The organism is Variovorax glacialis, assembly GCF_051216375.1.
In the GTDB taxonomy this organism is placed as follows: domain Bacteria; phylum Pseudomonadota; class Gammaproteobacteria; order Burkholderiales; family Burkholderiaceae_C; genus Variovorax.
In genome coordinates this window covers 607,967-634,778 of sequence record NZ_JBPJZT010000003.1, presented here as the reverse complement: position 1 = coordinate 634,778, position 26,812 = coordinate 607,967, and the positions used below count along the sequence as shown (strand labels likewise).

Annotated in this window: 22 protein-coding genes; 11 read left to right on the top strand and 11 right to left on the bottom strand. The window is 66.7% G+C overall.

Annotation, left to right across the window (positions count from 1 at the left end):
• Positions 1–253 precede the first annotated feature (253 nt).
• Positions 254–1,357 carry a DNA topoisomerase IB gene (locus ACSFBL_RS11630; protein WP_435515909.1) on the bottom strand — a complete coding sequence of 368 codons (1,104 nt, stop codon included), beginning with the start codon at positions 1,355–1,357 and terminating at the stop codon, positions 254–256.
• A 150-nt stretch (positions 1,358–1,507) separates the two neighbouring features.
• Between ACSFBL_RS11630 and ACSFBL_RS11625 the strand changes: the two genes are divergently transcribed.
• Entirely contained in the window at positions 1,508–2,536 is a 1,029-nt protein-coding gene (locus ACSFBL_RS11625; protein ID WP_435515908.1) for a purine-nucleoside phosphorylase, read from the top strand.
• 8 nt (positions 2,537–2,544) lie between these two features.
• Here ACSFBL_RS11625 and ACSFBL_RS11620 read toward each other — a convergent pair whose 3' ends face one another.
• On the bottom strand, positions 2,545–3,753 hold the full coding sequence (locus ACSFBL_RS11620) for a Y-family DNA polymerase (protein WP_435515942.1): 1,209 nt from the start codon (positions 3,751–3,753) through the stop codon (positions 2,545–2,547).
• 121 nt (positions 3,754–3,874) lie between these two features.
• Here ACSFBL_RS11620 and ACSFBL_RS11615 point away from each other — a divergent pair, with 121 nt between their 5' ends.
• Both ACSFBL_RS11615 and ACSFBL_RS11610 read left to right on the top strand, forming a co-directional pair.
• Positions 3,875–5,215, top strand: a complete 1,341-nt coding sequence (locus ACSFBL_RS11615) for an Nramp family divalent metal transporter (RefSeq protein WP_435515907.1) — start codon at positions 3,875–3,877, stop codon at positions 5,213–5,215.
• A 65-nt stretch (positions 5,216–5,280) separates the two neighbouring features.
• On the top strand, positions 5,281–5,841 hold the full coding sequence (locus ACSFBL_RS11610) for a putative glycolipid-binding domain-containing protein (RefSeq protein WP_435515906.1): 561 nt from the start codon (positions 5,281–5,283) through the stop codon (positions 5,839–5,841).
• A gap of 26 nt (positions 5,842–5,867) precedes the next feature.
• Here ACSFBL_RS11610 and ACSFBL_RS11605 read toward each other — a convergent pair whose 3' ends face one another.
• A complete protein-coding gene (locus ACSFBL_RS11605; RefSeq protein WP_435515905.1) occupies positions 5,868–7,250 on the bottom strand; it encodes an FAD-binding oxidoreductase in 1,383 nt (460 codons plus the stop codon).
• A 200-nt stretch (positions 7,251–7,450) separates the two neighbouring features.
• Here ACSFBL_RS11605 and ACSFBL_RS11600 point away from each other — a divergent pair, with 200 nt between their 5' ends.
• Both ACSFBL_RS11600 and ACSFBL_RS11595 read left to right on the top strand, forming a co-directional pair.
• Positions 7,451–7,708 carry a DUF4242 domain-containing protein gene (locus tag ACSFBL_RS11600; RefSeq protein WP_435515904.1) on the top strand — a complete coding sequence of 86 codons (258 nt, stop codon included), beginning with the start codon at positions 7,451–7,453 and terminating at the stop codon, positions 7,706–7,708.
• 34 nt (positions 7,709–7,742) lie between these two features.
• Positions 7,743–10,847, top strand: a complete 3,105-nt coding sequence (locus tag ACSFBL_RS11595; protein WP_435515903.1) for a helix-turn-helix transcriptional regulator — start codon at positions 7,743–7,745, stop codon at positions 10,845–10,847.
• 1 nt (position 10,848) lies between these two features.
• Here ACSFBL_RS11595 and ACSFBL_RS11590 read toward each other — a convergent pair whose 3' ends face one another.
• Together ACSFBL_RS11590 and ACSFBL_RS11585 are read right to left on the bottom strand one after the other, a co-directional pair.
• A complete protein-coding gene (locus ACSFBL_RS11590; protein ID WP_435515902.1) occupies positions 10,849–12,186 on the bottom strand; it encodes an MFS family transporter in 1,338 nt (445 codons plus the stop codon).
• A gap of 105 nt (positions 12,187–12,291) precedes the next feature.
• Complete coding sequence (locus tag ACSFBL_RS11585; protein ID WP_435515901.1) at positions 12,292–13,449, bottom strand: alpha-hydroxy acid oxidase; 1,158 nt, start codon at positions 13,447–13,449, stop codon at positions 12,292–12,294.
• 95 nt (positions 13,450–13,544) lie between these two features.
• Between ACSFBL_RS11585 and ACSFBL_RS11580 the strand changes: the two genes are divergently transcribed.
• The 6 genes from ACSFBL_RS11580 to cynS all read left to right on the top strand — a co-directional run bounded on the left by ACSFBL_RS11580 (position 13,545) and on the right by cynS (position 19,130).
• A complete protein-coding gene (locus ACSFBL_RS11580; protein ID WP_435515900.1) occupies positions 13,545–14,723 on the top strand; it encodes a sensor histidine kinase in 1,179 nt (392 codons plus the stop codon).
• Positions 14,720–15,397 (top strand): response regulator, encoded by a 678-nt coding sequence (locus tag ACSFBL_RS11575; RefSeq protein ID WP_435515899.1) that lies wholly within the window; start codon positions 14,720–14,722, stop codon positions 15,395–15,397. The genes ACSFBL_RS11580 and ACSFBL_RS11575 overlap by 4 nt, the downstream gene beginning before the upstream one ends.
• A gap of 144 nt (positions 15,398–15,541) precedes the next feature.
• A complete protein-coding gene (locus ACSFBL_RS11570; protein WP_435515898.1) occupies positions 15,542–16,906 on the top strand; it encodes a CmpA/NrtA family ABC transporter substrate-binding protein in 1,365 nt (454 codons plus the stop codon).
• A 13-nt stretch (positions 16,907–16,919) separates the two neighbouring features.
• The gene (ntrB, locus tag ACSFBL_RS11565) at positions 16,920–17,780 is read left to right on the top strand and encodes a nitrate ABC transporter permease (RefSeq protein ID WP_435515897.1); all 861 of its coding nucleotides are present in this window, start codon (positions 16,920–16,922) and stop codon (positions 17,778–17,780) included.
• Complete coding sequence (locus ACSFBL_RS11560; RefSeq protein ID WP_435515896.1) at positions 17,770–18,636, top strand: ABC transporter ATP-binding protein; 867 nt, start codon at positions 17,770–17,772, stop codon at positions 18,634–18,636. Before ntrB ends, ACSFBL_RS11560 begins: the two co-directional genes overlap by 11 nt.
• Positions 18,637–18,686: 50 nt before the next feature.
• Positions 18,687–19,130, top strand: coding sequence for a cyanase (cynS, locus tag ACSFBL_RS11555; protein ID WP_435515895.1), 444 nt, complete (start codon positions 18,687–18,689; stop codon positions 19,128–19,130).
• Positions 19,131–19,136: 6 nt separating this feature from the next.
• On the opposite strand, the gene ACSFBL_RS11550 is transcribed toward cynS, so the two are convergent.
• The 6 genes from ACSFBL_RS11550 to ACSFBL_RS11525 form a co-directional block, all read right to left on the bottom strand.
• Entirely contained in the window at positions 19,137–20,066 is a 930-nt protein-coding gene (locus ACSFBL_RS11550; protein ID WP_435515894.1) for a TorF family putative porin, read from the bottom strand.
• A 68-nt stretch (positions 20,067–20,134) separates the two neighbouring features.
• Complete coding sequence (gene uca, locus ACSFBL_RS11545) at positions 20,135–23,785, bottom strand: urea carboxylase (RefSeq protein ID WP_435515893.1); 3,651 nt, start codon at positions 23,783–23,785, stop codon at positions 20,135–20,137.
• Between the two features lie 87 nt (positions 23,786–23,872).
• Positions 23,873–24,514: an urea amidolyase associated protein UAAP2 gene (locus ACSFBL_RS11540; protein ID WP_435515892.1), complete on the bottom strand. Its 642-nt coding sequence runs from the start codon at positions 24,512–24,514 to the stop codon at positions 23,873–23,875.
• An 8-nt stretch (positions 24,515–24,522) separates the two neighbouring features.
• A complete protein-coding gene (locus ACSFBL_RS11535) occupies positions 24,523–25,227 on the bottom strand; it encodes an urea amidolyase associated protein UAAP1 (protein ID WP_435515891.1) in 705 nt (234 codons plus the stop codon).
• Entirely contained in the window at positions 25,211–25,969 is a 759-nt protein-coding gene (locus ACSFBL_RS11530; protein ID WP_435515890.1) for an ABC transporter ATP-binding protein, read from the bottom strand. The genes ACSFBL_RS11535 and ACSFBL_RS11530 overlap by 17 nt, the downstream gene beginning before the upstream one ends.
• Complete coding sequence (locus ACSFBL_RS11525; RefSeq protein WP_435515889.1) at positions 25,962–26,780, bottom strand: ABC transporter permease; 819 nt, start codon at positions 26,778–26,780, stop codon at positions 25,962–25,964. The genes ACSFBL_RS11530 and ACSFBL_RS11525 overlap by 8 nt, the downstream gene beginning before the upstream one ends.
• Positions 26,781–26,812 lie beyond the last annotated feature (32 nt).

The window sequence follows — 26,812 nt, the reverse complement described above, 5'->3', positions numbered from 1 at the left end:
AAACGCCTCAGCGCCGATGATAGTGCGGGTTCCCGTGTGAAAGTAGGTCATCGTCAGGCTCTTACAGCCCCTCAAAGCCCAGCCCCACAAAGGCTGGGCTTTTTGGCTTTGCGACGCAAATACGCATTCAATGCGTTCAATGGCTAATGGCTAATGGCCAATGGCCAATGGCCAATGGCCAATGGCCAATGGGTAACGGCTAACGGCTAACGGCCAATGGACCAATCGCCATCCCCATCGCCCACCGTTAACTTCAGTTAACTCTCGATCTGCGCTTGTCTCCAAACCGATGTTGGACAAGAAACGCTATCAGCCTCGCTTCGGACACGCGCAGATCACGCGTGCTTCGCATGCGATTGGCGATCTTCGCCCAAATCTCAGTCATGATTCCCGGATCATCCGCGAGCGTTGCGCCAAGTGCGAGGACTGCCGGATGGACGTAGGCCTTCTTACAGACCGCCGGCGTGTTGCCGAGCCGCGCAGCCACTGCTTCCAGGACTTCCTTGGCGCTGAAGCGTTGGGCACTCTGCTCTTTGTCCGCATCGCGACCACATGCGAGGTGGGTAAGTTCCAAAGCCTGCGCAGTACCGTGCCAAGTCCGAAAATCTTTCGCCGTGAAGTTCTCGCCGGCCACTTCGCGCAGATACGCATTGACGTCGGTCGACGTGATTCCGCGGACGCTGCCGTCTTCATCCTGATATTGAAAGAGCTCCTGTCCCGGCAATTGCTGGCATCGGCGAACGATCTTCGAAACCCTCGGGTCGTTGATCTCCGTCTCATGCATGACGCCGCTCTTCCCGCGGAACCTGAGCTTGAGAGAAGCGCCTCGAACATCAGCGTGCTTGTTGCGAAGCGTAGTGAGTCCATACGAGCCGTTGCTGCTCGCGTATTCCTCATTGCCCACGCGCAGGAAGGTCGTGTCGAGCAAACGCACGAGCGTCGCCAGGACCACCTTCCTGTCCAGAGGCGCACGCGGGCCCGCCCGCAGATCGCGGGCAACTCTGCTGCGAATCCTCGGCAGGGCGCGGCCGAATGCCTCGAGACGATCAAATTTTGTTTCATCCTTCAACGAACGCCACTCCGCGTGATAGCGATACTGCTTGCGACCTCGAGCGTCGACGCCTGTCGCCTGAAGATGCCCATTCGCCAACGGACAGATCCAGACGTCCCGATAGGCAGGCGGAATCGCCAACCGTCGAATGCGCGAAATCTCGTCGGCGTCGCGAAGCCACTGCCCGTCCGTGTCGCGATAGCCAAAGGCCGTGCCTCGCTTCACCCGCCGCCATCCCGGCATGCTGGCGTCGACATACACAAGCCCGTTGGCGAGCGGAGGAGGGCGATGGTTCGGTTCAGGCATGAGGTTTGCGACAATCGCGTGCAAGACGCGCCATGGAGGTGCGTCGCAGCGTGACGGCACCGGATCCGCTCCGGTGTAGGACGCGATAAACGTTGCCGGTGCGTGACGCACCTGTGTCGACGTCTCATAGCCTTGTTGTTCGGAGATCCCATGTTCCCAGTCTGGTCCGCCCGCGCCCGTTGGATGGCGCTGCCCGTCGTCGTCGCACTTGCCGCAGGTTGCGCGTCCCCTCCTGCGCCGAAGGTCGCCGAGCCCGTCAAGGTGAAGGTCTTCGTTGCCGCCATGTTCGAGATCGGCCAGAACACCGGCGATCGCGCGGGCGAGTTCCAGCATTGGTACGAGCGCTATTGGAAGGGCGCCACGCCCATCACCGTGCCCGGCGCGCTGTCGCCCGTGTATTGCAATGCCGACGGCGTCTGCGGCTCGGTGCTCGGGATGGGCAAGGTCAATTCGTCCTCGTCGATGCAGGCGATCCTGCTGAATCCGAACCTTGATTTCTCCAAGGCCTACTACGTGATCTCGGGCGTCGCCGGGACGCCGCCATCGCGCGGCACGATCGGCGAGGTCAGCTGGGCCACCTGGCTCGTCGACTACGACCTGGGTCATCGCTGGGCACCGGACGAGAACAAGGCAGGCGAGCCGACTTTCATGCCACGCAAGGGCTATGAGGAATACCGCCGCTTCAAGCTCAACCCCGAACTCGTCGCATGGGCCATGAAGCTTTCCGCCGATACCCCCTTGAAGGACGCAGACTCCGCACGCGCCTACCGCATGCGCTATCCCCAAGCTGCCGCGCGGCGCGCGCCCTTCGTCGGCACCGGAACGCACATGACCGGCGACACTTTCTTCCACGGCCCGGGCATGTCCGCCCAGGCGCAGTACATCGCCAAGCTGTACGGCGCGGACGACTATGTGATCACCGAAATGGAAGCCGCCGCGATCACCCTCGTAATCAAGCGCACGCATGGCACCGATCGCGTGATGAGCCTGCGCGGCGCCGTCAACTTCGACCAGGGCAACCCGCGCGAAACCACGCTGCAGCACCTGGATCCGGCGCCTGGCGAAACAGCCGGCGGCTTCGCCGAGACGGTGGAGAACATCGAACTCGTCGGCAGCCGCGTGGTAGACCACATCGTCGCGAACTGGCGGCAGTGGCAGGCCGGCGTCCCGGCACGCTGAGACTCGCTCTAGAACAGCGAAGCAGTCGTCGCCGCCGAACCCGCTTCATCAGGCGTTCGCCGACGACCGCCCGCCTTGGCCTGATCGACCGCCAGCACGGCCGCATCGCCAACCTTGGCAAGCGCGCCCACCCGCACGCCAAGCAGGCGCAGCGGCCGATCGAGCGGCACCCGCTTGAGGCACTGGCCCGCGATCTGCCGGATCGCCCTGGCGTCGGCCGTGAAGTGGTCGATCGTCTGGTCGCGCGTCGCGATCCTGAAGTCGTCGTAACGCAGCTTGATGCCGATCGTCTTGCCGACATAGCCCTTCCGCTGCAGATCCTCCGCAACCTTCTCGCAGAGATGCGTGAAGATGGCGCCGAGTTCGGCGCGGTCCCGCACCGCCTGCAGGTCACGGTCGAAAGTGGTCTCGCGGCTCATCGAGACGGGCTCGCTCTCGGTGACGACCGGACGCCCGTCGCGCCCCCACGCAACCTCGTGCATCCACGCCCCGGTGGCCTTGCCGAAGGTCGCGATCAGCCAGTCGCGATCGCGGGCCGCGAGGTCGCCGATGGTGCGGATGTCATGCCGTTGCAATTTCTCGTCAGCCTTGGGGCCGATGCCGTTCACCTTCCGGCACGGCAGTGGCCAGATGCGCGATCGAAGGTCGTCCTCGAACACCACCGAGATGCCATTGGGCTTGTCGAATTCGCTCGCCATCTTGGCCAGCAGCTTGTTCGGCGCGACGCCGATCGAGCACGTGAGCCCGGTCGCCTCGAAGATCGACTTCTGAATGAGTCGCGCGAGCACCCGCCCGCCCTCGCGCTGCCCGCCGGGCACTTCGGTGAAATCGATATAGACCTCATCGACGCCCCGGTCCTCCATGACTGGCGCGATCTCGGTGATGACTTGCTTGAAGCGCCGTGAAAACTTGCGGTACTCATCGAAATCCACCGGCAGGATGATCGCCTGCGGGCACAGCTTCGCGGCCTTCATGAGCCCCATCGCCGAGCCGACGCCGAACTGCCGGGCCGGGTACGTAGCGGTCGTGATCACGCCGCGGCCCGCGTAATCCCTGAGCAATGGAAACGCCTCGATCGGAATGTCCGCCAGCGCCGCGCCTTCCGGCAGGTCCCGGATGGCCTCGTCCACCTTTCGTCGTCCTCCGCCGATCACTACGGGCAGGCCCCTGAGCTGCGGGTAGCGCAGCAACTCGACCGATGCATAGAAGGCATCCATGTCGAGGTGGGCGATGCGTCGGATCGGTGCTGGCGTCACGCCCGATATTGTCGTCTGACGGGCGCCAGGAGGCGCAGGCGCACGAGCGCCGGCAGCGCCCCACCGCTAAACTCGCGCCGCCATGTTCGCCGCCATCGCACGTCTCGCGCGGTTCCTGCCGCAGACCGCCACCGCGCCCTTCTGCCCATCGGAAGTACGCGGTACCGTCGACATCCGGCCCGGCTTGCCCTTTCATCGTCGCCTGATGCTCTACGTCGGGCCCGGCCTGCTGGTCTCCGTCGGCTACATGGACCCCGGCAACTGGGCGACCGACATCGAGGGCGGCGCGAAGTTCGGCTTTGCGATGCTCTGGGTGGTCGTGCTGGCGAGCCTGATGGCCATCGTCCTGCAACTGATGGCGATGCGCCTGGGCATCGCCACCCGGCAGGACCTCGCGCAGCACTGCCGCGCCCGCTATTCGCCCGGCGTGCGGCGCGGGCTGTGGATCCTGGCCGAACTGGCGATTATTGCCTGCGACCTCGCCGAGGTGCTCGGGACTGCGCTCGCCTTCCATCTGCTCCTCGGCGTGTCGCTCACCAACGGCATCCTGCTCACCGCCTTCGACACGCTGATCGTGCTCGGCCTCAAGGGCAAGGGCTTCCGCCAAGTCGAGGCGATCATGCTCGGGCTGGTGGGCACGATCGCGGTGTGCTTCCTGGTCGAGATGATCCTCGTGCAGCCGCCGATGCGCGCCTTGCTCGGCGGCCTGGTGCCGCAGCCGCGCGAGATGGTCAAGCCCGAGTTCTGGTATCTCGCCGTCGGCGTGATCGGCGCCACGGTGATGCCGCACAACCTCTATCTCCACTCGTCGATCGTGCAGACGCGCATCGTGCGCAACGACGACGCCAGCAAGCGCGACGCGATCCGCCTCCTGCGATGGGACACCATCGGCTCGCTGCTGATCGCCCTGCTGATCAACGCCGCCATCATGGTGCTTGCCGCGACGGCTTTTCACGCCAGCGGCAACACGCAGGTCGCCGACATCCAGGATGCCTTCCACCTGCTCGATCCGCTGGTCGGCTCGAACTTCGCGGCATTGCTGTTCGGCATCGCGCTGCTCGCAGCCGGCCAGAGCTCGACCTTCACCGGCACCATCGCCGCGCAGGTGCTCATGGAGGGCTTCCTGCAGCTCAAGATGCCGTGCTGGAAGCGTCGCTTCATCACCCGCTTCTGCGCCCTGGTGCCGGCGCTGATCGGCGTGGTGTGGTTCGGCGACGCGGCGCTCGGGCAATTGCTGGTTGCCAGCCAGGTCGTGCTGTCGCTCCAGTTGCCCTTTGCGATCTGGCCACTGGTGTCGATCACGAGCGACCGCACCCGAATGGGGCCCTTTGCCAACACGCCTTTGGTGCGGCGCACGGCCTGGACGATCTTCGGCATGGTCTGCGCCGCCAATCTCTACGTGCTCTGGACGCTCCTGGCCTGAGCACGCAGGGCGGGGTTGAAATCGACGCTTGCGCTTCGCAGGCGCCCGGTGCCATCATCCGACGTATGCAAACCGTCGCATTCATGCTCTGGCGCCGCCTCGGCACACCGGGTCATGACGTGTGCCGTCTCGATCGCAATGGCGAGAACTGGCAGATCGACGGCGCCGCCGCCTTCCGCAACGAAGATGGCCGTGCGGCCCAACTGCACTACCGGGTGCGCTGCGACCGCGCCTGGCACACCCAGTGGGCGACGGTGCGTGGCTGGCTCGGCGGCGAGGCGATCGACATGTCCATCGTGCGCGATTCGCACGGGAGCTGGAAGCTGAACGACGCGGCAGTGCCCGAACTGGGTCATTGCGTCGACCTCGATCTCGGCTTCACGCCGGCCACCAACCTGTTGCCGCTGCGCAGGCTGCACCTGGCGCAAGGCGAGTCGTCCGCCGCGCCCGCGGCGTGGGTCGACCTCGACAGCGGCGGCCTGGCGGAGCTTCAGCAGCACTACGAGCGGCGCGGCGAGGCCGAGTACTGGTACTCGGCGCCGCGCTTCGACTACGCCGCCATGCTCGAAGTCACGCCGGACGGCTTCGTCCGGCGCTACCCGACCCTCTGGGAAGCCGAGGCCTGAGGCAGCGTCCTCCCTCCCACGCGACCTCAGGCGGTGGCCGCCGGCTTGATGTTCTGATTGACGCGAAACAGGTTGCCCGGGTCGTACTGCCGCTTGATTGCCGCCAGCCGGTCGTAGTGCTCGCGGTAGGTGGCCTTCACGCGGTCCTCGCCCTCGTCCATCATGAAGTTGATGTAGGCGCCTCCCGCCGAGTACGGATGCAGCGCATCCCAGTACTTCTTGCACCACTCGCTGATGCGGTCCCCGTTGGCGGGATCCGGGTCCACGCCGACGATCACCGATGCAAATCGCGCGTCGCGATAGCTGAAGGGCGTGTCCTTGCGCCCCACGCGCTGCACCGCGCCGTCGATCGGATACAGGTGCATCGACGACTGCATCGTCGGCATCTGCGCGCCGTACTCCACGTGCAAGCCGATCGCTTCCTCCGGCAGCTCGTTCACGAAATCGGCGCGCCAGTACCACTGGTGTCCGGGCGGGTACAGGGCATCGAAGGCACTCTGGAGCATCGGATAGGGCATCGGCCCGACGCCGTACAGCGCGGGTTCCATCGCCCGCACCGGCGCGAAAGCCTCGTCGGCCTGCGCCGGATCGCCGCTGTAGCACCAGACCACGCCGCACATCTTCTTCAGATGCAGTTCCTCCGGGAAGGGCGGGCCAGGCGGCACCGTGAGAAACGCGAAGAAGCCCCCCAGCTCCGTCGGCGCCTTGCCGATGAAGTCCCGATACCACTTGAACACCTCGGCCGCGCGTTCCATCGGCCACAGGGTCGGGCCGGCGATCACCGTGCTGACCGGGTGCAGGCGGTATTCGAACGAAGTGACCACGCCGAAATTGCCGCCGCCGCCGCGCACCGCCCAGAACAGGTCGGCGTTCTCCTTGGCGTTGGCGGTGACGTAGCTCCCGTCGGCCAGCACCATGTCCACGCCCAGCAGGTTGTCGATCGTCAAACCGAAACGCCGAGAAAGGTGCCCGATGCCCCCGCCCAGCGTCAATCCGCCGACGCCAGTGGTTGAGATGATGCCGGCCGGCGTCGCCATGCCGAAGGCATGCGTGGCGTGATCGACGTCGCCCCAGGTGCAACCGCCCTCGGCGCGCACCGTATGGGCTTTGGGGTCGATCCGGATGCCCCGCATTTCGGACAGGTCGATCACCAGGCCGTCGTCGCAGGTGCCGAGGCCCCCGCCGTTGTGCCCGCCGCCGCGGACCGCCAGCAGCAGCTTGTTGTCGCGGGCGAAATTGACCGAGGCAATCACATCCGCCACGTCGGTGCAGCGCGCGATCAGGCGCGGCCGCTTGTCGATCATCGCGTTGTAGACCTTTCGGGCCTCGTCGTAGCCGGCGTCCTCCGGCTGGATCAGGCTGCCGCGCAGTTGCGCCTTGTAGGCGGCGAGTCGGGCTTCATCGAACATGGTTTGCTCCTTGAATGTGAAGCAAAGTCTAGGAAGCCGCGGTCGCGTTGACGATCCACCGGACTGATCATTTTGCGCAGGCCCTCGCCCCCCCGAATGATCAGAATTGACTATGCGCGGCACGTTGACCACGCAGCGGATTTGTCGCCCAATCCCTTGCGCGGGGCACGATCGTGCGCCCGCACGACAGGAGAGGGGATATGGCACTGTTCCTTATCGAGCGCCAGTACGCGGAAGAGCTGGAGATCGCGGCGGCAGACGTCGCGAACATCCAGCGCATCAACGCCGACGTCGGGGTGAACTGGTTGTTCTCGTTTCTTTCCGCGGACCGCAAGAAGACCTATTGCCTCTACGAGGCTCCCAGCCCCGAAGAGATCCGCACCGCCGCGCGCCTGGCGCATCTGCCGGCCGACGTGGTGATCGAAGTCAGCCAGATTCGCCCGGAAGCCGTCGTGTAGCGGCTCCTGTACGCAGGGAACCGGAGGACCCGCAGTGCAGTGCGCCCGATGCGGACGCGACAACCGGGCCGACGCCGCCTTCTGCGATGGCTGCGGCGCTCCATTGCAGCGTGCGGCTCCCGCGACGACCACGTCCAATGACGACACCGCGCGGCCTTCGACCGAGCGGTTCGTCGGCCGCGAGCGCGAACTCGCCACGCTCGAAAGCGGCCTCGCGCGTGCTCTGAGCGGAACGGGCGGCACGGCGGCCCTTGCCGGCGAGCCCGGCATCGGCAAGTCGCACACCGCCCAGATCCTGGCCCAGCGCGCGGTCGCGCTCGGCATGCAGGTTCTCTGGGGCCGCTGCAACGAAGAGCCCGGCGCCCCGCCGTACTGGTCCTGGCTGCAACTGCTGCGCGGATGGATCGAAACGCACGACGACGAGACCGCGCGACGCGTCCTCGGCCAGGACGATTCCGCGCTGGCCGAGATCCTGCCCAACCTGGCGCAACGCCTGCCTGGCGGCGCGCTGGTCCTGCCGGCGATCGATCCTGCGCAGGCCCGCTTCCGCCTGTTCGACGCCATGGCCGGCTTCTGGAAGCGCGCTGCCGCGGAGCAGCCCCTGCTGCTGGTGCTCGACAACCTCCACTGGGCCGATGCCTCGTCCCTGCGCCTGCTCGAATTCATTGCCCCGGACCTCTTGGCCAGCCGCATCCTGCTCGTCATCACCTACCGCGACATCGAGCTGTCGCGTCAGCACCCGCTGTCAGGCACGTTGGGCGAGCTTGCAAGGCACCAGGGCTTCGAGCGCTTGCGCCTGACCGGTCTCGCCCGCGACGAGACAGTCCGCATGATGATGCTGGCCGGCGGCGGCACGGTGCCGCCGGCGCTTGCCGATGCCGTCCACCGGCAGACCGAAGGCAACCCGCTCTTCGTGGCCGAGATGACGCGCCTGCTCATCCAGGAGCAGGTGCTCGGCGACGGCCAGCGCGGCGGCGCCGCCCTGATGGCCATCGGCGGCCTGCGGCGCATTCCGGAAGGGGTCCGGGAGGTGATCGGCCGGCGGTTGAATCGGCTGTCCCCCATGGCCAACCAGGTGCTGGCCTGCGCGTCGGTGATCGGCCGTGCATTCGACATCGGTCTGTTGACCCGCATCGTCGAGGACGTGGAGGAGGACGCCTGCACCGACGCGCTCGAAGAGGCTTTGCAATCCCGGGTTATCGAAGCCATCGAAGGCCCTGGCCGCTATCACTTCAGCCACGCGCTGTTCCGCGAGACCCTGTACGACGAGATTCCACCGCCGCGGCGCAGCCGCCTGCACCTCAAGGTCGGCCGTGCGATCGAGGACATCCACGGCGAGGACTCGGCGCTGCACCTGCCGGCCCTGGCCTACCACTACTGGGCTGCCCTGCCGGGCGGCGACGCGGCGCGCGCGAGCCACTACGCGCAACAGGCGGCCGCGAGTTCCGATGCCCTGCTTGCCCACGAGGAGGCGGCGCGCTACTACCGCCTCGCGTTGCAGGCGATGGACGTCGGACGCGGCGGCGATGCGCTGGTGCGCTGCCGGGTGCTCAATGCGCTGGGCGAAGCGCACACGCGCGCCGGCGAGTACCTGCAGGCACGCGAGGTGTTCGACCAGGCTGGGCGGACGAGCATGCAGTTCGACTTCTCCCACGAACTGGCACGCGCCGCCCTCGGCTTCGAGATGGCAAGCTGGTGCCCGGGCCTTCCCGGCTTCTCGGCGGCGCGCCTGCTGCGCGATGGGCTCAATGCACTCGGCGCGGAGGATCGGGTCATGAAGGCGCAGCTGCTGAGCGCGTTGGCCCGCGCCTTGATCTTCAGCGGCGAGGAAACGCAGGCAATGAAGGTGCACGAGGAGGCCGTCACTGTGGCCCGCCGCGCCGGCGACCCCGGGACGCTTGCGACGACCCTGCTCGCTGCGCTCTCCGCGCGCTGGCAGCCCGACCGCATCACCGAACGCATGGCGAGCGCCGACGAGGCCATCCAGATCGCAAGGCAGCACGGCGACCGTTTCCTGCTGTTCTCGGCGCTCGCCTGGCGCATGTTCGACGCCTTCGAGCTGGGCGACATGACGACCTGGCACGATCACCTCGAAGCCTATGCACGCGGCGCGGAAGAACTTCGGCAACCGTTCTTCCTGTACGTCGCATCCTCGTCGCGCACCCTCCACGCCCTGTTCGAGGGCCGCTTCGACGATGCCGAGCGGTACGCGAAGCGCACGTTCGAGATTGGCGACCGCATGCCCGGGCTGGACGCGGCCGGCGTCTACGGCGTCCAGATGTTCACGCTGCGCCGGGAGCAGGGCCGCTTGCAGGAGGTCGCGCCGCTGGTGCGTCACTTCGTGCAGCAGAACGCCCAGACCAACGTGTGGCGGCCGGGGCTGGCGCTGATTTACGTCGAGTTGGGGCAACTCGACGACGCGCGCGCCGAGTTCGAGATCCTGGCCAACGATCGCTTCCAGTCCTTTCCGCGCGACGGCGTCTGGCTCGCGAGCCTGGCCTACCTCGCGCAGGTCTGCGCCGCGCTGGGCGATGTGACGCGCGCGGCGGAGCTCTACAAGCTGCTCGAACCGTGGCGCGCGCGCAATCTGCTCGTGGGAACGTCCATCGCGTGTTTCGGCGCTGCCGATGCCTTCCTGGGCACGCTCTCGGCCACGATGCGGCAGTGGAGCGACGCCGAGGCGCACTTCCGGGTGGCCCTGGAAATGAATGAGCGGCAGAACGCCCGCCCGGCCCTGGCGCAGGCGCGCCATGGCTACGCGCAGATGCTGCTCGCAAGGGATGCGCCCGGCGATCGCGAAGCGGCGCTCGGCCAACTCGATGAAGCCGCGACGGAGACGGCTGCGCTGCAGATGCGCGCGCTGTCAGCGCGCATCGAAGCGTTGCGCACGGGGATCGCCGTAGTGCCGGTGATCCACTACCCGGCCGGCCTGAGCGGCCGGGAGGCGCAGGTGCTGCGCCTCGTGGCCGTCGGCAAGGGCAACCGCCAGATCGCGCGTGAATTGTTCGTCAGCCCCAACACGGTGGCGAACCATGTGCGCAGCATCCTGAGCAAGACGCGGTCGGCGAACCGGACCGAAGCCGCCGCATTCGCGATCCACCACGACCTGCTCAAGGAAGCCGAACGCCGGCCGCAGTGACTCAGTGGTCGTGATGCAGGTAGCTCGCCTGTCGCGGCAGCCGCAGGCTCACCACGAAGGCCAGCACCATCATCCCCGTCACGTACCAGTAGAACGCCGACTCGTGGCCCAGCGACTTGAGGCCCAGCGCCACGTATTCCGCCGAGCCGCCGAACAGGGCGTTGGCCACCGCATACGCCAGGCCGACGCCGAGGGCGCGCACTTCCGGCGGGAACATCTCCGCCTTCACGATGCCGCTGATGGAGGTGTAGAAGCTCACGACCGCGAGCGCCAGGATGATCAGCAGGAACGCCACCACCGGGCTCGTCACGCCTTGCAGCAGCGTGAGGATAGGCACCGTCATGAGCGCGCCGAGTCCGCCGAACAGCAGCATGTTGTTGCGCCGCCCGATGCGGTCCGACAGCGCACCGAACACCGGCTGCATGCACATGTAGACGAAGAGCGCGCAGGTCATCACGTAGCTCGTGGTCTTGATCGGCAAGCCCACCGTGTTGACCAGGTACTTCTGCATGTAGGTCGTGAAGGTGTAGAAGATCAGCGAGCCGCCGGCCGTGTAGCCCAGCACCGTGAAGAAGGCGGCCTTGTGATGCTTGAAGAGCCCGGCGAGGCTGCCCGCCTCCTTGTTGGCGCGCGATTCGGCTGTCTGCGTCTCGTGCAGCGTGCGGCGCAGGAAGAGCGCGACCACCGCCGCGATGGCGCCGATCACGAAGGGGATCCGCCAGCCCCAGGCCTTGAGTTCGGCTTCGCTCAGGACCTGTTCGAGGACCACGATCACCAGCACCGCCAGCAACTGGCCGCCGATCAGCGTGACGTACTGGAACGACGAGAAGAAGCCCCGCTGCCCGCGCAGCGCGACCTCGCTCATGTAGGTGGCCGTAGTGCCGTATTCGCCGCCGACCGAGAGCCCCTGGAACAGCCGGCAGACCAGCAGCAGGAAGGGCGCCCACGCGCCGATGGCCGCATAGGTGGGCAGGCATGCGATGGCAAGCGAGCCGGCGCACATCATCGTGACCGAGATCAGCATCGAGGTCCGGCGCCCGTACTTGTCGGCCACGCGGCCGAAGAGCCAGCCGCCGATCGGCCGCATCAGGAAGCCGGCTGCGAACACGCCCGCGGTGTTCAGCAGCTGCGCCGTCGGGTCGGACTTGGGAAAGAAGGAGGGCGCGAAGTACAGCGCGCTGAAGGCGTAGACGTAGAAGTCGAACCACTCGACCAGGTTGCCCGAGGAGGCCGCCATGATCGCGAAGATGCGGTGCCGCTTCTCTTCGCTGGTGTAGGGTCGGTGGGATGTGCCGGTATCGCCGGGCGCGGAGCCCGCGGCGGACGTGACTGTGCTCATGGGAAAGGCGCCTCTGTGGCTGGCTGCATGTTGTAGTGGCGGCAGCGATTCTGCCCCCACGCGGCCACCGGCGCTGTCAGCCGGTGCCGCGACCCTGCTCGGGGCTCAGAAGGTGCCCGGCAGCAGGATGCTCGAATCGACTTCGTCGATGTTCGTGCGGCCGCAGAACGCCATCGTGACGTCGAGTTCCTTGTGAATGATCTGCAGCGCGCGCGTCACGCCGGCCTCCCCGAAGGCGCCCAGGGCATAGAGCCAGCTGCGGCCGATCATCGTGCCGTGCGCACCGAGTGCGCGGGCCTTGAGGACGTCCTGCCCGCTGCGGATGCCGCCATCCATCCACACCTCGATCTCGGTGCCCACGGCCTCGGCGATCGCCGGAAGCGCCGCGATGGAGGAGGGCGCGCCATCGAGCTGGCGTCCGCCGTGGTTCGACACGATCAGCGCATCGGCGCCGCTGGAGGCCGCGAGGCGTGCATCCTCGACATCCATGATGCCCTTGAGTATCAGCTTGCCGCCCCAGAGCTTCTTGATCCACTCGACATCGGCCCAGCTCAGCGTCGGATCGAACTGCTCCGCCGTCCATGAAGAGAGCGACGACAGGTCCTTCACGTCCTTGGCATGGCCGGCGATGTTGCCGAAGGTGCGCCGCTTCGTGCCCAGCATGCCCATGCACCAGCGCGGCTTGGTCGCGAGGTTCATGAGGTTCTTGATCGTCGGCTTGGGCGGCGCCGTCAGGCCGTTCTTGATGTCCTTGTGCCGCTGGCCGAGGATCTGCAGGTCGAGCGTGAGCTGCAGCGCCGACACGTTCGCGGCGCGTGCGCGCTCGATCAGCCGTTCGATGAAATCGCGGTCCCGCATCACGTAGAGCTGGAACCAGAAGGGATGCCGGCCGGTGGCCTCGGCGATGTCCTCGAGCGAGCAGATGCTCATCGTCGACAGCGTGAACGGAATGCCGAAGGCCTTCGCCGCCCGCGCGCCGAGGATCTCGCCGTCGGCGTGTTGCATGCCGGTCATGCCGGTGGGCGCGATGGCCACGGGCATCGCCACCTCCTCGCCGATCATCGTCGTGCGGGTCGAGCGGCCTTCCATGTTGACCGCGACCCGCTGGCGCAGCTTGATCTTCTGGAAATCGCTTTCGTTGGCGCGATAGGTCCCTTCGGTCCAGGCCCCCGAGTCCGCGTAGTCGTAGAACATGCGCGGCACGCGGCGCTGGGCAATGACGCGCAGGTCTTCGATGCTCGTTATCTTGGAGAGGTCTGGCACAGGGGTGGGCTCCTTGGAATGTCTGTTGCTGGCGTGGTGCCTATTATCCGCAGAGCGCGCACCAGACCGGCACGGGTGTTGCTTTCCCTTGGTGCATGGAGACCCCCGTCCTGCCGAAACCGGCCAGCCATTTCCTCTGGCAGCACCAGCTCGGGCTGTTGCTGGAGTCGACGGGCGAGGGCATCTTCGGCATCGACCTGGACGGCCATTGCATGTTCATCAACCGGGCCGGCGCGGAGATGCTCGGTCACGAGCGGGCGGCGGTGCTGGGCCGCAACATGCACGAGCTCACGCACCATTCGCACCCGGACGGTACGCACTACGCCGACACCGACTGCCCCATCTTCAATGCATTCCGGCGCGGCCTGCCATGCCGCATCGACACCGAGGTGTTCTGGCGGCGCGATGGCAGCGCGTTCGCGGTCGAATACTCGAGCCACCCGATCATGGACGGCGCGCAGGTGCGCGGCGCGGTCATCACCTTCGTCGACATCACGGAGCGCCGTCGTTCCGCGCTGGCGCTGCAGCAGGCCAAGGAGCAGCTCGGCCTGCGTGTCGAGGAACGCACGCGCGAGCTGAGCGATGCCCTCTCGCAATTGCGCGAGCTGTCGGCATGGCTCGACAAGGTGCGTGAGGACGAACGCACGCGCATCGCGCGCGAGGTGCATGACGAACTCGGCAGCCTGCTCGTCGCGCTCAAGATGGATGTCAACTGGATCGGCAAGCGACTCGGCGAACAGCAGGAGCGCACGCCCGAGGCCGCCGAGGACATGCGCACCCTCATGCGTTGCAAGTGCCAGAACATGAGCGGACTGATCGAGCGTGCCGTCGAGAACGTCGGCCGCATCATCACCGACCTGCGGCCGAGCATCCTCGACCACCAGGGACTCTGGGCCGCGCTCGAATGGCAGGCCAACGAATTCGTGCAGTCGGCGGAACTTGCGCTGGACTGGCACATGGAGGTCGATCCCGGCGTCGAACTGACCGGGGAACCCGCGATTGCCGTGTTTCGCATCTTCCAGGAGATGCTGAGCAACGTCGGCCGCCACGCGAGGGCCGCCCGGCTCGACATCCGCATCGATGCGGTGGGTTCGCACCTGCAGATCAGCGTGTGCGACGACGGTGTCGGCGCGCCGGCCCGTGCCTTCGAGGCCAGCACCGCCTACGGCGTGCAGGGCATGCGCGAGCGCGCGCGGCACTTCGGCGGACGCATCGACATCGAAAGCACGCCCGGCGCCGGCAGCACCTTCCGCCTGGAGATGCCGCTGCCATGAACTCGCCCGCAGCCATTCGCGTGCTGATTGGCGACGATCACCGCATCGTCCGAGAGGGCCTGAAGCAGGTGCTGGGCGACCTGTCGAACGGTGCCCCCGAGATGGTCGTCCGGGCCGAGGCGCAGACCGGCCCCGAGGTGCTCGACGGCGTGGCCGCCCTCGGCGGTCCGCAAGGCCTCGACATCGTGCTGCTCGACATCGCGCTGCCCGGCCGCGATGGCCTCGACGTGCTGCAGGCGCTGCGAAAGCAATGGCCGGCGCTGCCCGTGCTGATGCTCAGCACCTACCCGGAGAAGCAGTACGCGGTGCGCTGCATCAAGCTCGGGGCGGCCGGCTATCTCAACAAGAGTGCCGATCCGGACGACATGGTGGGCGCGGTGCGCAAGGTGGCAGCGGGTGGCATGTATGTGTCGGCGGCCACCGCCGAGGCACTCGCAGCTGCCGTCGGCAAGTCGACCTCGCAAGGCGCCGAAGCGCTCTCGCACCGCGAGCACCAGGTCTTCAGGCTGCTCACCGCGGGGCAGACCGTGAGCGAAATCGGTGCACAGCTCGGCCTGGCGCCCAACACGGTCAGCACCTACCGGGCCCGCATCCTCGAAAAGACCGGCACCAAGAACGACGTCGAGCTCGCGCTGTATGCCGAGCGGCATGGCAAGGCCCCGCCCAGCGCCTGAATCGCACTTCGCATCGACGGCCGTGTAGTGCTGGCCCTACAAGGCATCGACTGGCGCCTCGCGATTTCATGCGAGGGGGCCGCGGGGGCACGCAACCGGCCCGGCCCTTGCATCGTTCGCCTCATCTTTTCAACGAGGTACGCCATGTCCCGACTGCCCGAAACCAAAGCCTGCGATCCCTACGACGCCGACCGGACCCTGGTGATGCGCTGTGCCTGTGGCCAGAACCATGCGCCAGCCGACCATGTCGGCGCGATCGAGGACTCCGACGCCAAGCTGGAGGCCAGCCTCATGAAAGCACTGTTCCCGGTGGACAGCGTGCGACGCAACTTCCTGCGTGCAGTGGGCGCCAACACGGCGCGCGCGGCGATCCTGTCGGTGCTGCCGCTCGGGGCCCTGCAGGCCATGGCGCAGGAGAAGGGCACGATCGAGAAGAAGGACCTGAAGATCGGCTTCATCCCGATCACCTGCGCAACGCCGCTGATCATGGCGCACCCGCTGGGCTTCTATCAGAAGCAGGGGCTCAACGTCGACATCGTCAAGACGGCCGGGTGGGCGCTGATCCGCGACAAGATGCTGAACAAGGAGTACGACGCCACGCACTTCCTGTCGCCGATGCCGCTCGCGATCTCGATGGGTGCGGGCTCCAATGCGACGCCGATGAACGTCGCGACCATCCAGAACACCAACGGCCAGGCCATCACGCTCGCCAACGAGCACAAGGACAAGCGCGATCCGAAGCTGTGGAAGGGCTTCAAGTTCGCGGTGCCCTTCGAATACAGCATGCACAACTTCCTGCTGCGCTACTACGTGGCGGAAGCGGGTCTGAACCCGGACATCGACATCCAGATCCGCGTCGTGCCGCCGGCCGAGATGGTCGCCAACCTGCGCGCCGGCAACATCGACGGCTACCTCGGCCCCGACCCCTTCAACCAGCGTGCGGTGTTCGAGGAGGTCGGCTTCATCCACATCCTCACCAGGGAGATCTGGAACGGCCATCCCTGCTGCGCCTTCGGCACGTCGACCGCCTTCATCCAGCAGAACCCGAACACCTTCGCCGCCCTGTACCGCGCCGTGCTCACCGCATCGGCCATGGCGCGCGACCCGAAGAACCGCGAGCTGATCGCGAAGGTGATCGCGCCTGCGCAGTACCTGAACCAGCCCGAGACCGTGCTGACGCAGGTGCTCACCGGCCGCTTCGCCGATGGCCTCGGGAACATCCGCACCGTGCCCGACCGCGTCGACTTCGACCCCATGCCCTGGCAATCGATGGCCGTCTGGATGCTCACGCAGATGAAGCGCTGGGGCTACGTCAAGGGCGAGGTCGACTACAGGCAGCTCGCCGAGAAGGTCTTCCTGATCACCGATGCGAAGAAGCACATGAAGGAGATGGGCCAGACGCCGCCCGAGGGTGCCTTCCCGAAGTTCACCATCATGGGCAAGGTGTTCGATCCGACGAAGCCGGACGACTACGTCCGAAGCTTCGCGATCAGCAAGCTGGCCGCCTGAGTCGGACCGCATCATGCGCAAGGCGCTCAACTTCAAGGCGGCGTTGCTGTCGGTGCTGCTCTTCCTCGTGTTCCTGGCGGTGTGGCAGGTCGCCACGATGCCGACCGGCGGCGCGGCCTCCCAGTCCGGCATGTCGGCGGAGCAGATCGAATACCAGAAGATGCTCGGCAAGGACCCGGGGCAGGTGAAGTCCGCAGGCTTTCCGACGCCTTCGGAAATGGGCGCCACGGCCTGGAAGCACCTGTCGAATCCGTTCTACGACAACGGCCCCAACGACAAGGGCATCGCGATCCAGCTCGCGTGGTCACTGGGGCGCGTCGCGCTCGGCTTCCTGCTGGCCTGCATGGTGGCGGTGCCGCTGGGCTTCGTGATCGGCATGTCGCCGCTGCTGCAGAAGGCCTTCGACCCCTTCATCCAGGTGCTGAAGCCGATCTCGCCCCTGGCCTGGATGCCGCTGGCGCTCTACACCATCAAGGACTCGTCGACCAGCGGCATCTTCGTGATCTTCATCTGCTCGGTGTGGCCGATGCTGCTGAACACGGCCTTCGGCGTGGCCTCGGTCAAGCGGGAGTGGCTCAACGTCGCGAGCACGCTGGAGGTCAAGCCGCTGCGACGCGCCTTCCACGTGATCCTGCCGGCGGCCGCGCCGACCATCCTCACCGGCATGCGCATCAGCATGGGCATCGCCTGGCTGGTGATCGTGGCGGCGGAGATGCTGGTGGGCGGCACGGGCATCGGCTACTTCGTGTGGAACGAGTGGAACAACCTCTCGCTCACCAACGTGATTTTCGCCATCGCGGTGATCGGCGTCGTCGGCATGCTGCTCGACATGGCCTTCGCGGGGCTGCAAAGAAAGGTGACCTATGTGGAGTGACCAAGGCATTGCAATGAAGCCCTCAGCCAGCCTCGCGCCGGGTGCGCCCGATGCTTCCCCTTCGTCCGGTTTCCTGCGCATCGAAGCTCTGTCGAAGTCCTTCGTTCCCGGCAAGCCGGTGTTCGCGGACGTGAACTTCGCGCTCGATCGCGGCGAGTTCGTCTGCATCATCGGGCACACGGGCTGCGGCAAGACGACGATCCTCAATGTGCTGGCGGGCCTCGACGCCGCTTCGGGCGGACACGTCATCATGGACGGGCGCGAAATCGCGGGCCCGAGCCTGGAGCGCGGCGTGGTCTTCCAGAGCCACGCGCTGATGCCATGGCTCACGGTGCGACGCAACATCGCTTTCGCCGTGCAGTCACGCTGGCCGGACTGGTCGGCTGCGCAGGTCGACGAGCAGGTGCGTCGCTTCGTGTCGCTGGTGGGGCTTGAAGGCGCCATCGACAAGAAGCCGTCGCAGCTCTCCGGCGGCATGAAGCAGCGCGTCGGCATCGCGCGCGCCTTCTCGATCCAGCCCAAGATGCTCCTGCTCGACGAGCCCTTCGGCGCGCTCGATGCGCTCACGCGCGGCACCATCCAGGACGAGCTGATGAGCATCGTGCGGCAGACGCACCAGACCGTCTTCATGATCACGCACGACGTCGACGAGGCCATCCTCCTCGCCGACCGCATCCTGCTGATGAGCAACGGCACCGAGACAGATGCCGGCTACCGTCCCGGCCGAATCGCCGAGACGGTGATCAATCCGCTGCCGCGGGAGCGCACGCGGGCGGGGCTGCATCACCTCGACGGCTACTACCCGCTGCGAAACCACATCGTCGATTTCCTCGTCACGCGGGCGAAGGCCACGTGACGCATTCATTCCCATTTCCACACCCAACCAAAGCGAACAGGAGCATCCGCATGAACCGCAACGAAGTCACCGAGAAGATCATCACCGTCAAGGTGGCCAAGGGCATCCAGTGGGCCGACGTGGCCAAGAAGGTCGGGCTTTCCAAGGAATGGACGACCGCCGCCTGCCTCGGCCAGATGACGCTCGACGCCGCGCAGGCCAAGGTCATCGGCAAGATCTTCGGCCTGACGGCGGAGGAGCAGAAGTGGCTGCAGGTCGTGCCGTACAAGGGCTCGCTGCCGACGCCGGTGCCGACCGATCCGCTGATCTACCGCTGGTACGAGATCGTGAGCGTGTACGGCACCACCATCAAGGAACTGATCCATGAGGAATTCGGCGACGGCATCATGAGCGCGATCGACTTCAGCATGGACATCCAGCGGCAGGCCGACCCGAAGGGCGACCGCGTGAACGTGGTGCTTTCGGGCAAGTTCCTGCCGTACAAGACCTACTGAGCGGGCTCAGAACACCCAGCTGAGCGACCCGGCCATGCGGGAGTCCTGCTTGACGCCGAAGCGGTTGTCGCCGCCGATGATGGCCGTCAGGCTCCAGGTGAGCGGCGTCTCGGGGATCGGACCCGAAAGCGTGAGTGCAACGTAGCGGAACGCGCTGCCGACCGGCCGGCTTCCGACGAAGCAGCCGTTGACGACGAAGGCCTCGTTGGCTGCGCAATTCACGTTGAACGCTGTATCGCGCGTGCCGAGGAACTTGCCCTCCTTGCGGTACGTGTACGCGCCCAGTGTCCCGGTGAACGTGAGGTTGTAGGGCAGCGGCTGCGTGAACACCGCGCTCCAGTACGTGTCGCCGGCATTGCCCCAGACGACGTCGTTGAGCAGGGTCTGGGCACTGAAGGCAAAGGGTCCGTACGTGAGGCCTACCTTGGTCTCGAGCGCGTTGGAATGCACACCGTTGATGTAGTAGTAGCCGGTCATGCCCACCGTGTAGCCGAGGTCGCCGACGAGGTTGCCGCTGAAGGCGCCGTACAGATCGTTCTCGATCGACTTGTCCCGCTGGAAGTCCGTGATGGCCCGGTTGTCGTAGGAGCGTCCGAGCTGCTTGTAGGAGTAGTTGATGGTCGACGCGAAGTAGCCGAAGCTCCAGCCGCTCGCATGCAAGACATCGAAGCCGCCCTGGAGCGCCACGCGCGACGACTCCGGCGCGTCGGCGCCCGCATTGCCGAGCGGCACGCCGTTGCCGTAGGTGGTGGTCGCGCCGCGCAGCACGTAGGGGTAGGTCAGGTCGATGTGCCTGGTGACGGTCCATGGCCCGGCGTCGGCCGGTGTGGCCTCCTCCGCCTTGTCGCTCGTCTGTGCGACGGCGCCTGTCGCAGCGAGCAGGAGCATCACGGTGGCGGTGCGAATGAAATGGGAACGGAAATTCGGAACTGGCATGTCGTTGCTTGGGGACGTGGTTTGGAAATGGGAAGAGCTCAATGGGGAGTTCGGAGGAACGCGCGCACTCATGCCGGAACCTCCGCGGCTTCGGGCATCAGTACGACGATCTCCTGGCCCGCACCGACGGCAGCGCCTTCGGCACAGCGCACCTGGGACACGCGGCCGGCGAACGGTGCGGTCACGGCGAATTCCATCTTCATGGACTCGACGACGACCAGCGTGTCGCCTTCCGCGACCACGTCGCCTTCGTGCACCTGCACTTTCCAGACGCTGCCCGGCACCTGGCTGCAGATGGCGCTGGCGCCATCAGGCAACGCGAAGTCGTCGACGGACCCTGCGGGCGCATCCGTCTCGTCGACGTACTCGGCCTGACCTTGCAGGCGCCAGCGCTCGCGCTCTGCGTCGAAGGCCAACTGCTGTCGCGTCTTGAAGCGGGCGATGTCTTCGGCCTGCGCGTCGAGGAACGCGCGGTACTGCCGCATGCTGAATTCCCCGGCTTCGATCCGGATCGGATAGCGCCCCGCGAGAAAGTCGCCGCGGATGCGCAGCAGTTCTTCCTCGCTCACCGGATAGAAGCGGATCTGGTCGAAGAAGCGCAGCAGCCAGGGCTTGCCCGCCTCGAAGGCCGCCGCGCCACTCGACGCGTCGCGCCAGCGGTTCCACATCTGCAGGGTGCGCCCGACGAATTGGTAGCCGCCGGGGCCTTCCATGCCGTAGACGCACATGTAGGCGCCGCCAATGCCCACGGCGTTCTCGGGCGTCCAGGTGCGCGCCGGGTTGTACTTGGTGGTGACCAGGCGATGGCGCGGGTCCACCGGCGTCGCCACCGGGGCGCCCAGGTAGACGTCGCCGAGCCCGAGGACCAGGTAGCGCGCATCGAAGACGATGCGGTGCACATCCTCGATGCTGTCGAGGCCGTTCATGCGGCGGATGAACTCGATGTTGCTCGGGCACCAGGGCGCGTCCGGTCGCACCGACTGCATGTATTTCTCGATGGCGAGTCGGGTCGCGCTGTCGTCCCACGAGAGCGGCAGGTAGACGGTGCACGACGGCACGGTGAGGTCGTCGGTGTCGCCGAGCAGGTCGTCGGCGCTTGCAATCGCTTCGATCAAGGTCGACCGGCTGACGCGGCGAGAGTCGAAGTGCAATTGCAATGAGCGGATGCCGGGCGTGACATCGACGATGCCGTCGAGGCCACGTTCTTTCAGCGCCGAATGCAGCGCATGGATGCGCATGCGCAGCGCGATGTCGAGCTGAAGCTCGCCGAGTTCCACCAGCAGATAGCGATCCCCGGCCTGCCGGATGACCAGCGCGGGGCGCGCTGCGCTCGCGTCGCGCTCGAAGACGATCGGCGAGGCGGGGCTTGACGTGTTTGGAAGACCGGCACCCGTGCCCCTGTCCGCCGGAGCCCGCAGTTCGGACACCCACCGGTCCTGCGCCGCCTGCAAAGTCAACGCTTCGTCCAGCGACACGCAACGGAAGCGCACCCTGTCGCCCGGCCGCAGTTGTCCGAGCTTCCATCGTTCGGCCGCGACGACCACCGCGGGGCAGACGAAGCCGCCGAGGCTCGGCCCGTCGGGCCCGAGGATGACTGGCATGTCACCCGTGAAGTCGATCGCGCCGATGGCGTAGGCGTTGTCGTGGATGTTCGAAGGATGCAGCCCCGCCTCGCCGCCATCGCGCCGTGCCCACGCCGGCTTGGGTCCGATGAGGCGGACGCCGGTGCGGCTGGAGTTGTAGTGCACCTCCCAGGCGGTATCGAAGAAGATCGCGATGTCGCCGTCGGTGAAGAAGTCCGGGGCGCCGTGCGGTCCGTAGAGCACGCCGATTTCCCACGATGTCTCCGAACCGGCGTAGGCCGGGATGGCGGCGGGTTCCAGCGCCTCGGGCTGCCACGAAGCCTCCGCGTCCTGCCCCGTGTGGATCATGTCGCCCGTGCGCAGCGTGCGGCCGCCGTGGCCGCCGAACTGCCCGAGCGTGAAAGTCGACCGGCTGCCCAGATAAGCCGGCACGTCGATGCCGCCGCGTACGGCGAGGTAGGCGCGGCTGCCGCCGCCCGAAGCGATCGTCCCGATCCGGAGAACGCCCCCGGCCGTCACCTGCGTCGGCTGCCAGAGGCCGATCGGCCGGCCGTCGAGCGTCGCGCTCATCGCGGCGCCACAGAGTGCGATCACGGCGTCGTGATGGAAGCGCAGCGTCGGCCCGGTCATCGTGCATTCCAGGCCGGCCGCGTGCGACGCATTGCCGACAAGGCGGTTCGCGAGCCGGAACGCCAGGTCGTCCATGGGGCCTGAGGGCGGCACGCCGACGTCCCAGTAGCCTTGGCGGCCGGGCCAGTCCTGCACCGTGGTCTGCACACCCGGCTCCAGGACTTCGAAGGCATCGGGCCGGTAGCCGAAGTCCGTCAGCGAGCGGGTGACGATCTGCCCGTCGACGAACACCGCGGACGCCGTCACCGCGCGCAGGTAGCGCAGGTTGGTCTCGATGCCCGCAAGCCTCGTCGCCGCCAGCGCAGCCTGCAGCCGTTGCACGGCGTCGGCGCGGTCACGGCCGGTGACGATCAGCTTTGCGATCATCGGGTCGTAATGGGGCGGCACTTCGCTGCCGGTCGCGACCCACGTTTCGATGCGCGCGTCCGCAGGGAAGACCACCTCCGTGAGCCGGCCAGCACTGGGCTGGAAGTTCCGGGCCGGGTCTTCCGCATAGAGGCGCACCTGGATCGAGGCGCCTTGCGGTGCGGGTGCCAGCAGCTCGAACGCGTCGCCGCGCGCGAGCCGCACCATCCATCCCACCAGATCGATACCCGTCACCTGCTCGGTCACGCCATGCTCGACCTGCAGGCGCGTGTTCACCTCGAGGAAGTAGAAGGCCTGCGTCTCGGCGTCGAGCACGAATTCGACCGTGCCGGCCGAGCGGTAGGAGACAGCCTTGCCCAGCCGCACGGCTGCTTCCAGCAGGGCCATGCGCGTGGCAGGTGCCAGGTGCGGTGCAGGCGTTTCCTCCACCACCTTCTGGTTGCGCCGCTGTGCTGAGCAATCGCGTTCGCCGAGCGCCACGACCCTGCCGCAGCCGTCGCCGAAGATCTGCACTTCGATGTGCCGGGCGCGCTCGACGAACTTCTCGATGAAAAGTCCCGCATCCTTGAAGTTGGCCGTGGCAAGCCGCTGAACCGCTTCGAACGCCGCCGCCATCTCGGCCTGGTTGCGCACCAGGCGCATGCCGATGCCGCCGCCGCCCGCCGTGCTCTTGAGCATCACCGGGTAGCCGATGCGGGCTGCTTCACTGTGGGCCGATGCAAGGTCCGCGAGCAAGCCGCTGCCCGGCAACAAGGGAACGCCGTGTGCCTCGGCGAGTGCCCGGGCGGTGTGCTTGAGCCCGAAGGCCCGCATCTGCTGCGCCGTCGGGCCGATGAAGGCGATGCCGGCGTCCTCGCAGGCCTGCGCGAAGCCCGGGTTCTCGGACAGGAACCCATAGCCCGGATGAATCGCGCCCGCACCGGTCTCGCGTGCGACGGCGAGGATGCGGTCGGCATCGAGGTAGCTCAACGCCGCGGGCGCGGGGCCGATGCAGACGGCTTCGTCGGCCTGCCGCACGTGGGCCGAATCGGCGTCCGCCTCCGAGTACACGGCGACGGACTTCAGGCCGAGCGCGCGAAGCGTACGGATGATGCGGCACGCGATCGCGCCGCGGTTGGCGATCAATACTTTGTCGAACATGATGTGAAGCGCTGCTTTGGCAGGCCGTCCTGCCAGTTGGTCTTGCGTGCCGGGGTCGTCCCCGGCAAGGCGCCGCTTGCCGCGGCGCTAGTCCCAGATCAGGAGCTCGGCGGGCGTCGGGTTGTACGCATTGCAGGGGTTGTTCAACTGCGGACAGTTGGAGATCAGCACCAGCAGGTCCATCTCGGCGACGACTTCGACGTACTTGTGCGCCGCCGAGATGCCGTCCTCGAAGCTCAGGCCACCCTCGGGCGTGACCGGCACGTTCATGAAGAAATTGACGTTGGCGCCCAACTCGCGCTTGGCCAGGCGGCCGTCGTGCGCGCAGGCCCGCAGGAAGTTGTCGCGGCAGCTGTGCATGTAGCGCTTGCCCAGCGCGTAGCGCACGCTGTTGCTCTCCTGGGCGCAGGCACCGCCGAGGGTGTCATGGCGCCCGCAGGTGTCGGCGACCACGCGCAGCATGCGATGGCCGCGGTTCGAATACAGCACCGTGCCGGTCGTGATGTAGAGGCTGTTCTGCCGACGCAGCGTGCGCTGCGGATCGAATCGCTCGCTGCGGTCGTGCAGGTTGAAGAAGAGCGTGTCCACCGCCTGGTTGCCTTCGAGGTCGAGGATGCGCAAGGTCTGCCCGGCCTTGAGCTCCTTCAGCCACGGTTCGCCGGCGGCAAGGGTTTCGCGGAACACCGCCGTCTCCGGCGTTCTGGTGCTGGGTGTCAGTGTGTTCGACATGGAGGGCCTCACAGGTACAGGCGATCGGTGTTGATGAAGCCGCGCTGGTTCTCTTCGCACGACAGGCGGCAGATCTCGGCGACGGAGGCGTCGGGACGTTGCAGCGCCAGCCGCACAGGCTTGGGTGCATAGCGATCGTCCGGATCGAGCGGATGCTGGATCGCGGTAAGGATGACGAGCGTGTCCATCGGCGCATACAGCTCCACCAGATCGCCGGCCTTCGAGTTGCCCGGCGCGAAACGGAATGCGCCGGCCTCGTCCACATCGACGCGGCTGAACAGGTTGAGCGTCATCTGCAGGTCGGCGATGTTCAGCCCCCACTTGCCCATCTCCACCAGCAGGTTGTCCTGGCCATTGCGATGGAAGTCGTTGCGCAGTTCCTGGTAGCGCCCGTGGCCGTACAGGGCCTCGACCTCGCTCGCGTCGGAAACGCCGCCGATCGGGTCATGCCAGCCGCAGGTGTCGCGCACGATGGCGGCCAGCACGCGACCCATGTCGGAGTAAAGGCACTGGCCCGCCGTGAGCTTCGCCGTGTGCTGGCACTTGAGCGTGTCGGGGAGATTGAGCCGCTCGCTCTTCTCGTGCGCGTTCAGCATCAGCAGGCTGACGTTCGCGCCGCCATGGATGTCGGTGATGCGCAGCGACTGGCCGCGCTTGACGACGAGCGATGTGTGCCCGCCGCCCGGGACTGTTTCTTCAAGCAGTGAGTTCATGTGCGTTCTCTTGTCGAATGGGGTCGGTGGCTTGCGCCAGGGGGATGTCGTAGGTGATGCGCGCGCCGTAGGCGCCGGGCGCCTGTGGATCGACGCGCACCTTGTCGAAGACCAGCATGCGGCTGCCCAGTGCGAAGCCTTCCCTGAGGTCGTGCGTCACCATGAAGATGGTCAGCCCGGTCTCGCGCCAGAGCTTCAGCAGCAGTTCGTGCATGTCGCGCCGCACGCCCGGATCGAGCGCGCCGAAGGGCTCGTCCAGCAGCAGGATGCGCGGCTTCGTCACCAGCGCCTGGGCGATGGCGAGACGCTGCTGCATGCCGCCGGAGAGCTGGCTCGGGTACTTGTTCAGCGCGCCTTGCAGGCCCACGCGTTCCAGCATCGCGACCGCTTCGTCCTGCGCGGCACGACGGCGTGCGCCGAAAAGCCGACCGAGGAAGGGCGATTGCGGCAGTTCGAGACCGACGAGCACATTGCGCAGCACGTCGAGATGCTCGAACACCGAGTAGCGCTGGAACACCACGCCCCGGTGCCGGTCGGGCTCGGACGGCAGCGGCTTTCCGTCCAGCAGCAGCTCGCCCTTGGTGACCTGCTCCTGGCCGAGCAGCAGCCGGAGGAAGGTCGACTTGCCGCAGCCCGAGGCGCCGACCATCGAGCAGAACTCGCCCTCCTTGACGCTGAGGTTCAGCCGCTCCAGCACGACCTGGTCGCCATAGCGCTTCCAGACGTTGCGTACTTCAAGCATGGCGAGCACCTCCGAACCACGGGAAGGCGCGTTTCGTGATGCTGGCCAGCGCCAGGTCCATGAGCCAGGCCAGCAGCGTGATCCACGCCACGTACGGCAGGATCACGTCCATGGCGAGGTAGCGCCGCACCAGGAAGATCCGGTAGCCCAGTCCGTCCGTCGACGCGATCGCTTCCGCGGCGATGAGGAAGAGCCATGCGGAACACAGCGACAGCCGCAACGCGACGAGCAGGCGCGGCACGAGCTGGGGCACGATCACGCGCAACACCAGCGTCCAGCTGTTCGCGCCCAGGGTCTGCGCCTTGACCCACACTTCCCTCGGGATCTCGTTGGCCCGCTGCTGAAGATCGCGCGCCATGACCGGCGTGATGCCGATCACGATCAGCACCACCTTCGACAACTCGTCCAGGCCGAACACGATGAAGAGAATCGGCAGCACGGCCAGCGGCGGGATCATCGAGATCACCGTGACGAAGGGCGAGAAAGTCGCCGCGAACAACGGAATGCTCCCGAGAAGAATGCCGAGGAGCAACGCGATCGCCGCGCTGATCACGAGCGCGATCCCCAGGCGCTTCAGGCTCGCAGCCGTGTCCACCCACAGCAGGTAGTCGCCCGTTCGCTTGTCTTCGGCGAATGCGTACATCCTGACCGCATCGGCCATCTGCGCGGCACTCGGCAACAGCTTGTCGTCCGGGTTGTCCGCCAGTCGTGCCGTCGATCCGCAGAAGTAGATGACGATCAGCAGGATGAACGGCATCAGCAGGAGGAACACGGAGTTCCCTCGACCGGGACGTCGATTGATGAAACGCATGGTGCAAGGCCTCGCGGTTGCGATTGCGACGT

What these genes read in the sequence shown, in the direction of transcription:
- ACSFBL_RS11630 (WP_435515909.1), bottom strand. Translation starts at nt 1,357, where the DNA reads ATGCCTGAACCGAACCATCGCCCTCCTCCGCTCGCCAACGGGCTTGTG.
- ACSFBL_RS11625 (WP_435515908.1), top strand. Translation starts at nt 1,508, where the DNA reads ATGTTCCCAGTCTGGTCCGCCCGCGCCCGTTGGATGGCGCTGCCCGTC.
- ACSFBL_RS11620 (WP_435515942.1), bottom strand. Translation starts at nt 3,753, where the DNA reads ATGGATGCCTTCTATGCATCGGTCGAGTTGCTGCGCTACCCGCAGCTC.
- ACSFBL_RS11615 (WP_435515907.1), top strand. Translation starts at nt 3,875, where the DNA reads ATGTTCGCCGCCATCGCACGTCTCGCGCGGTTCCTGCCGCAGACCGCC.
- ACSFBL_RS11610 (WP_435515906.1), top strand. Translation starts at nt 5,281, where the DNA reads ATGCAAACCGTCGCATTCATGCTCTGGCGCCGCCTCGGCACACCGGGT.
- ACSFBL_RS11605 (WP_435515905.1), bottom strand. Translation starts at nt 7,250, where the DNA reads ATGTTCGATGAAGCCCGACTCGCCGCCTACAAGGCGCAACTGCGCGGC.
- ACSFBL_RS11600 (WP_435515904.1), top strand. Translation starts at nt 7,451, where the DNA reads ATGGCACTGTTCCTTATCGAGCGCCAGTACGCGGAAGAGCTGGAGATC.
- ACSFBL_RS11590 (WP_435515902.1), bottom strand. Translation starts at nt 12,186, where the DNA reads ATGAGCACAGTCACGTCCGCCGCGGGCTCCGCGCCCGGCGATACCGGC.
- ACSFBL_RS11580 (WP_435515900.1), top strand. Translation starts at nt 13,545, where the DNA reads ATGGAGACCCCCGTCCTGCCGAAACCGGCCAGCCATTTCCTCTGGCAG.
- ACSFBL_RS11575 (WP_435515899.1), top strand. Translation starts at nt 14,720, where the DNA reads ATGAACTCGCCCGCAGCCATTCGCGTGCTGATTGGCGACGATCACCGC.
- ACSFBL_RS11570 (WP_435515898.1), top strand. Translation starts at nt 15,542, where the DNA reads ATGTCCCGACTGCCCGAAACCAAAGCCTGCGATCCCTACGACGCCGAC.
- ntrB (WP_435515897.1), top strand. Translation starts at nt 16,920, where the DNA reads ATGCGCAAGGCGCTCAACTTCAAGGCGGCGTTGCTGTCGGTGCTGCTC.
- ACSFBL_RS11560 (WP_435515896.1), top strand. Translation starts at nt 17,770, where the DNA reads ATGTGGAGTGACCAAGGCATTGCAATGAAGCCCTCAGCCAGCCTCGCG.
- cynS (WP_435515895.1), top strand. Translation starts at nt 18,687, where the DNA reads ATGAACCGCAACGAAGTCACCGAGAAGATCATCACCGTCAAGGTGGCC.
- ACSFBL_RS11550 (WP_435515894.1), bottom strand. Translation starts at nt 20,066, where the DNA reads ATGCCAGTTCCGAATTTCCGTTCCCATTTCATTCGCACCGCCACCGTG.
- uca (WP_435515893.1), bottom strand. Translation starts at nt 23,785, where the DNA reads ATGTTCGACAAAGTATTGATCGCCAACCGCGGCGCGATCGCGTGCCGC.
- ACSFBL_RS11540 (WP_435515892.1), bottom strand. Translation starts at nt 24,514, where the DNA reads ATGTCGAACACACTGACACCCAGCACCAGAACGCCGGAGACGGCGGTG.
- ACSFBL_RS11535 (WP_435515891.1), bottom strand. Translation starts at nt 25,227, where the DNA reads ATGAACTCACTGCTTGAAGAAACAGTCCCGGGCGGCGGGCACACATCG.
- ACSFBL_RS11530 (WP_435515890.1), bottom strand. Translation starts at nt 25,969, where the DNA reads ATGCTTGAAGTACGCAACGTCTGGAAGCGCTATGGCGACCAGGTCGTG.
- ACSFBL_RS11525 (WP_435515889.1), bottom strand. Translation starts at nt 26,780, where the DNA reads ATGCGTTTCATCAATCGACGTCCCGGTCGAGGGAACTCCGTGTTCCTC.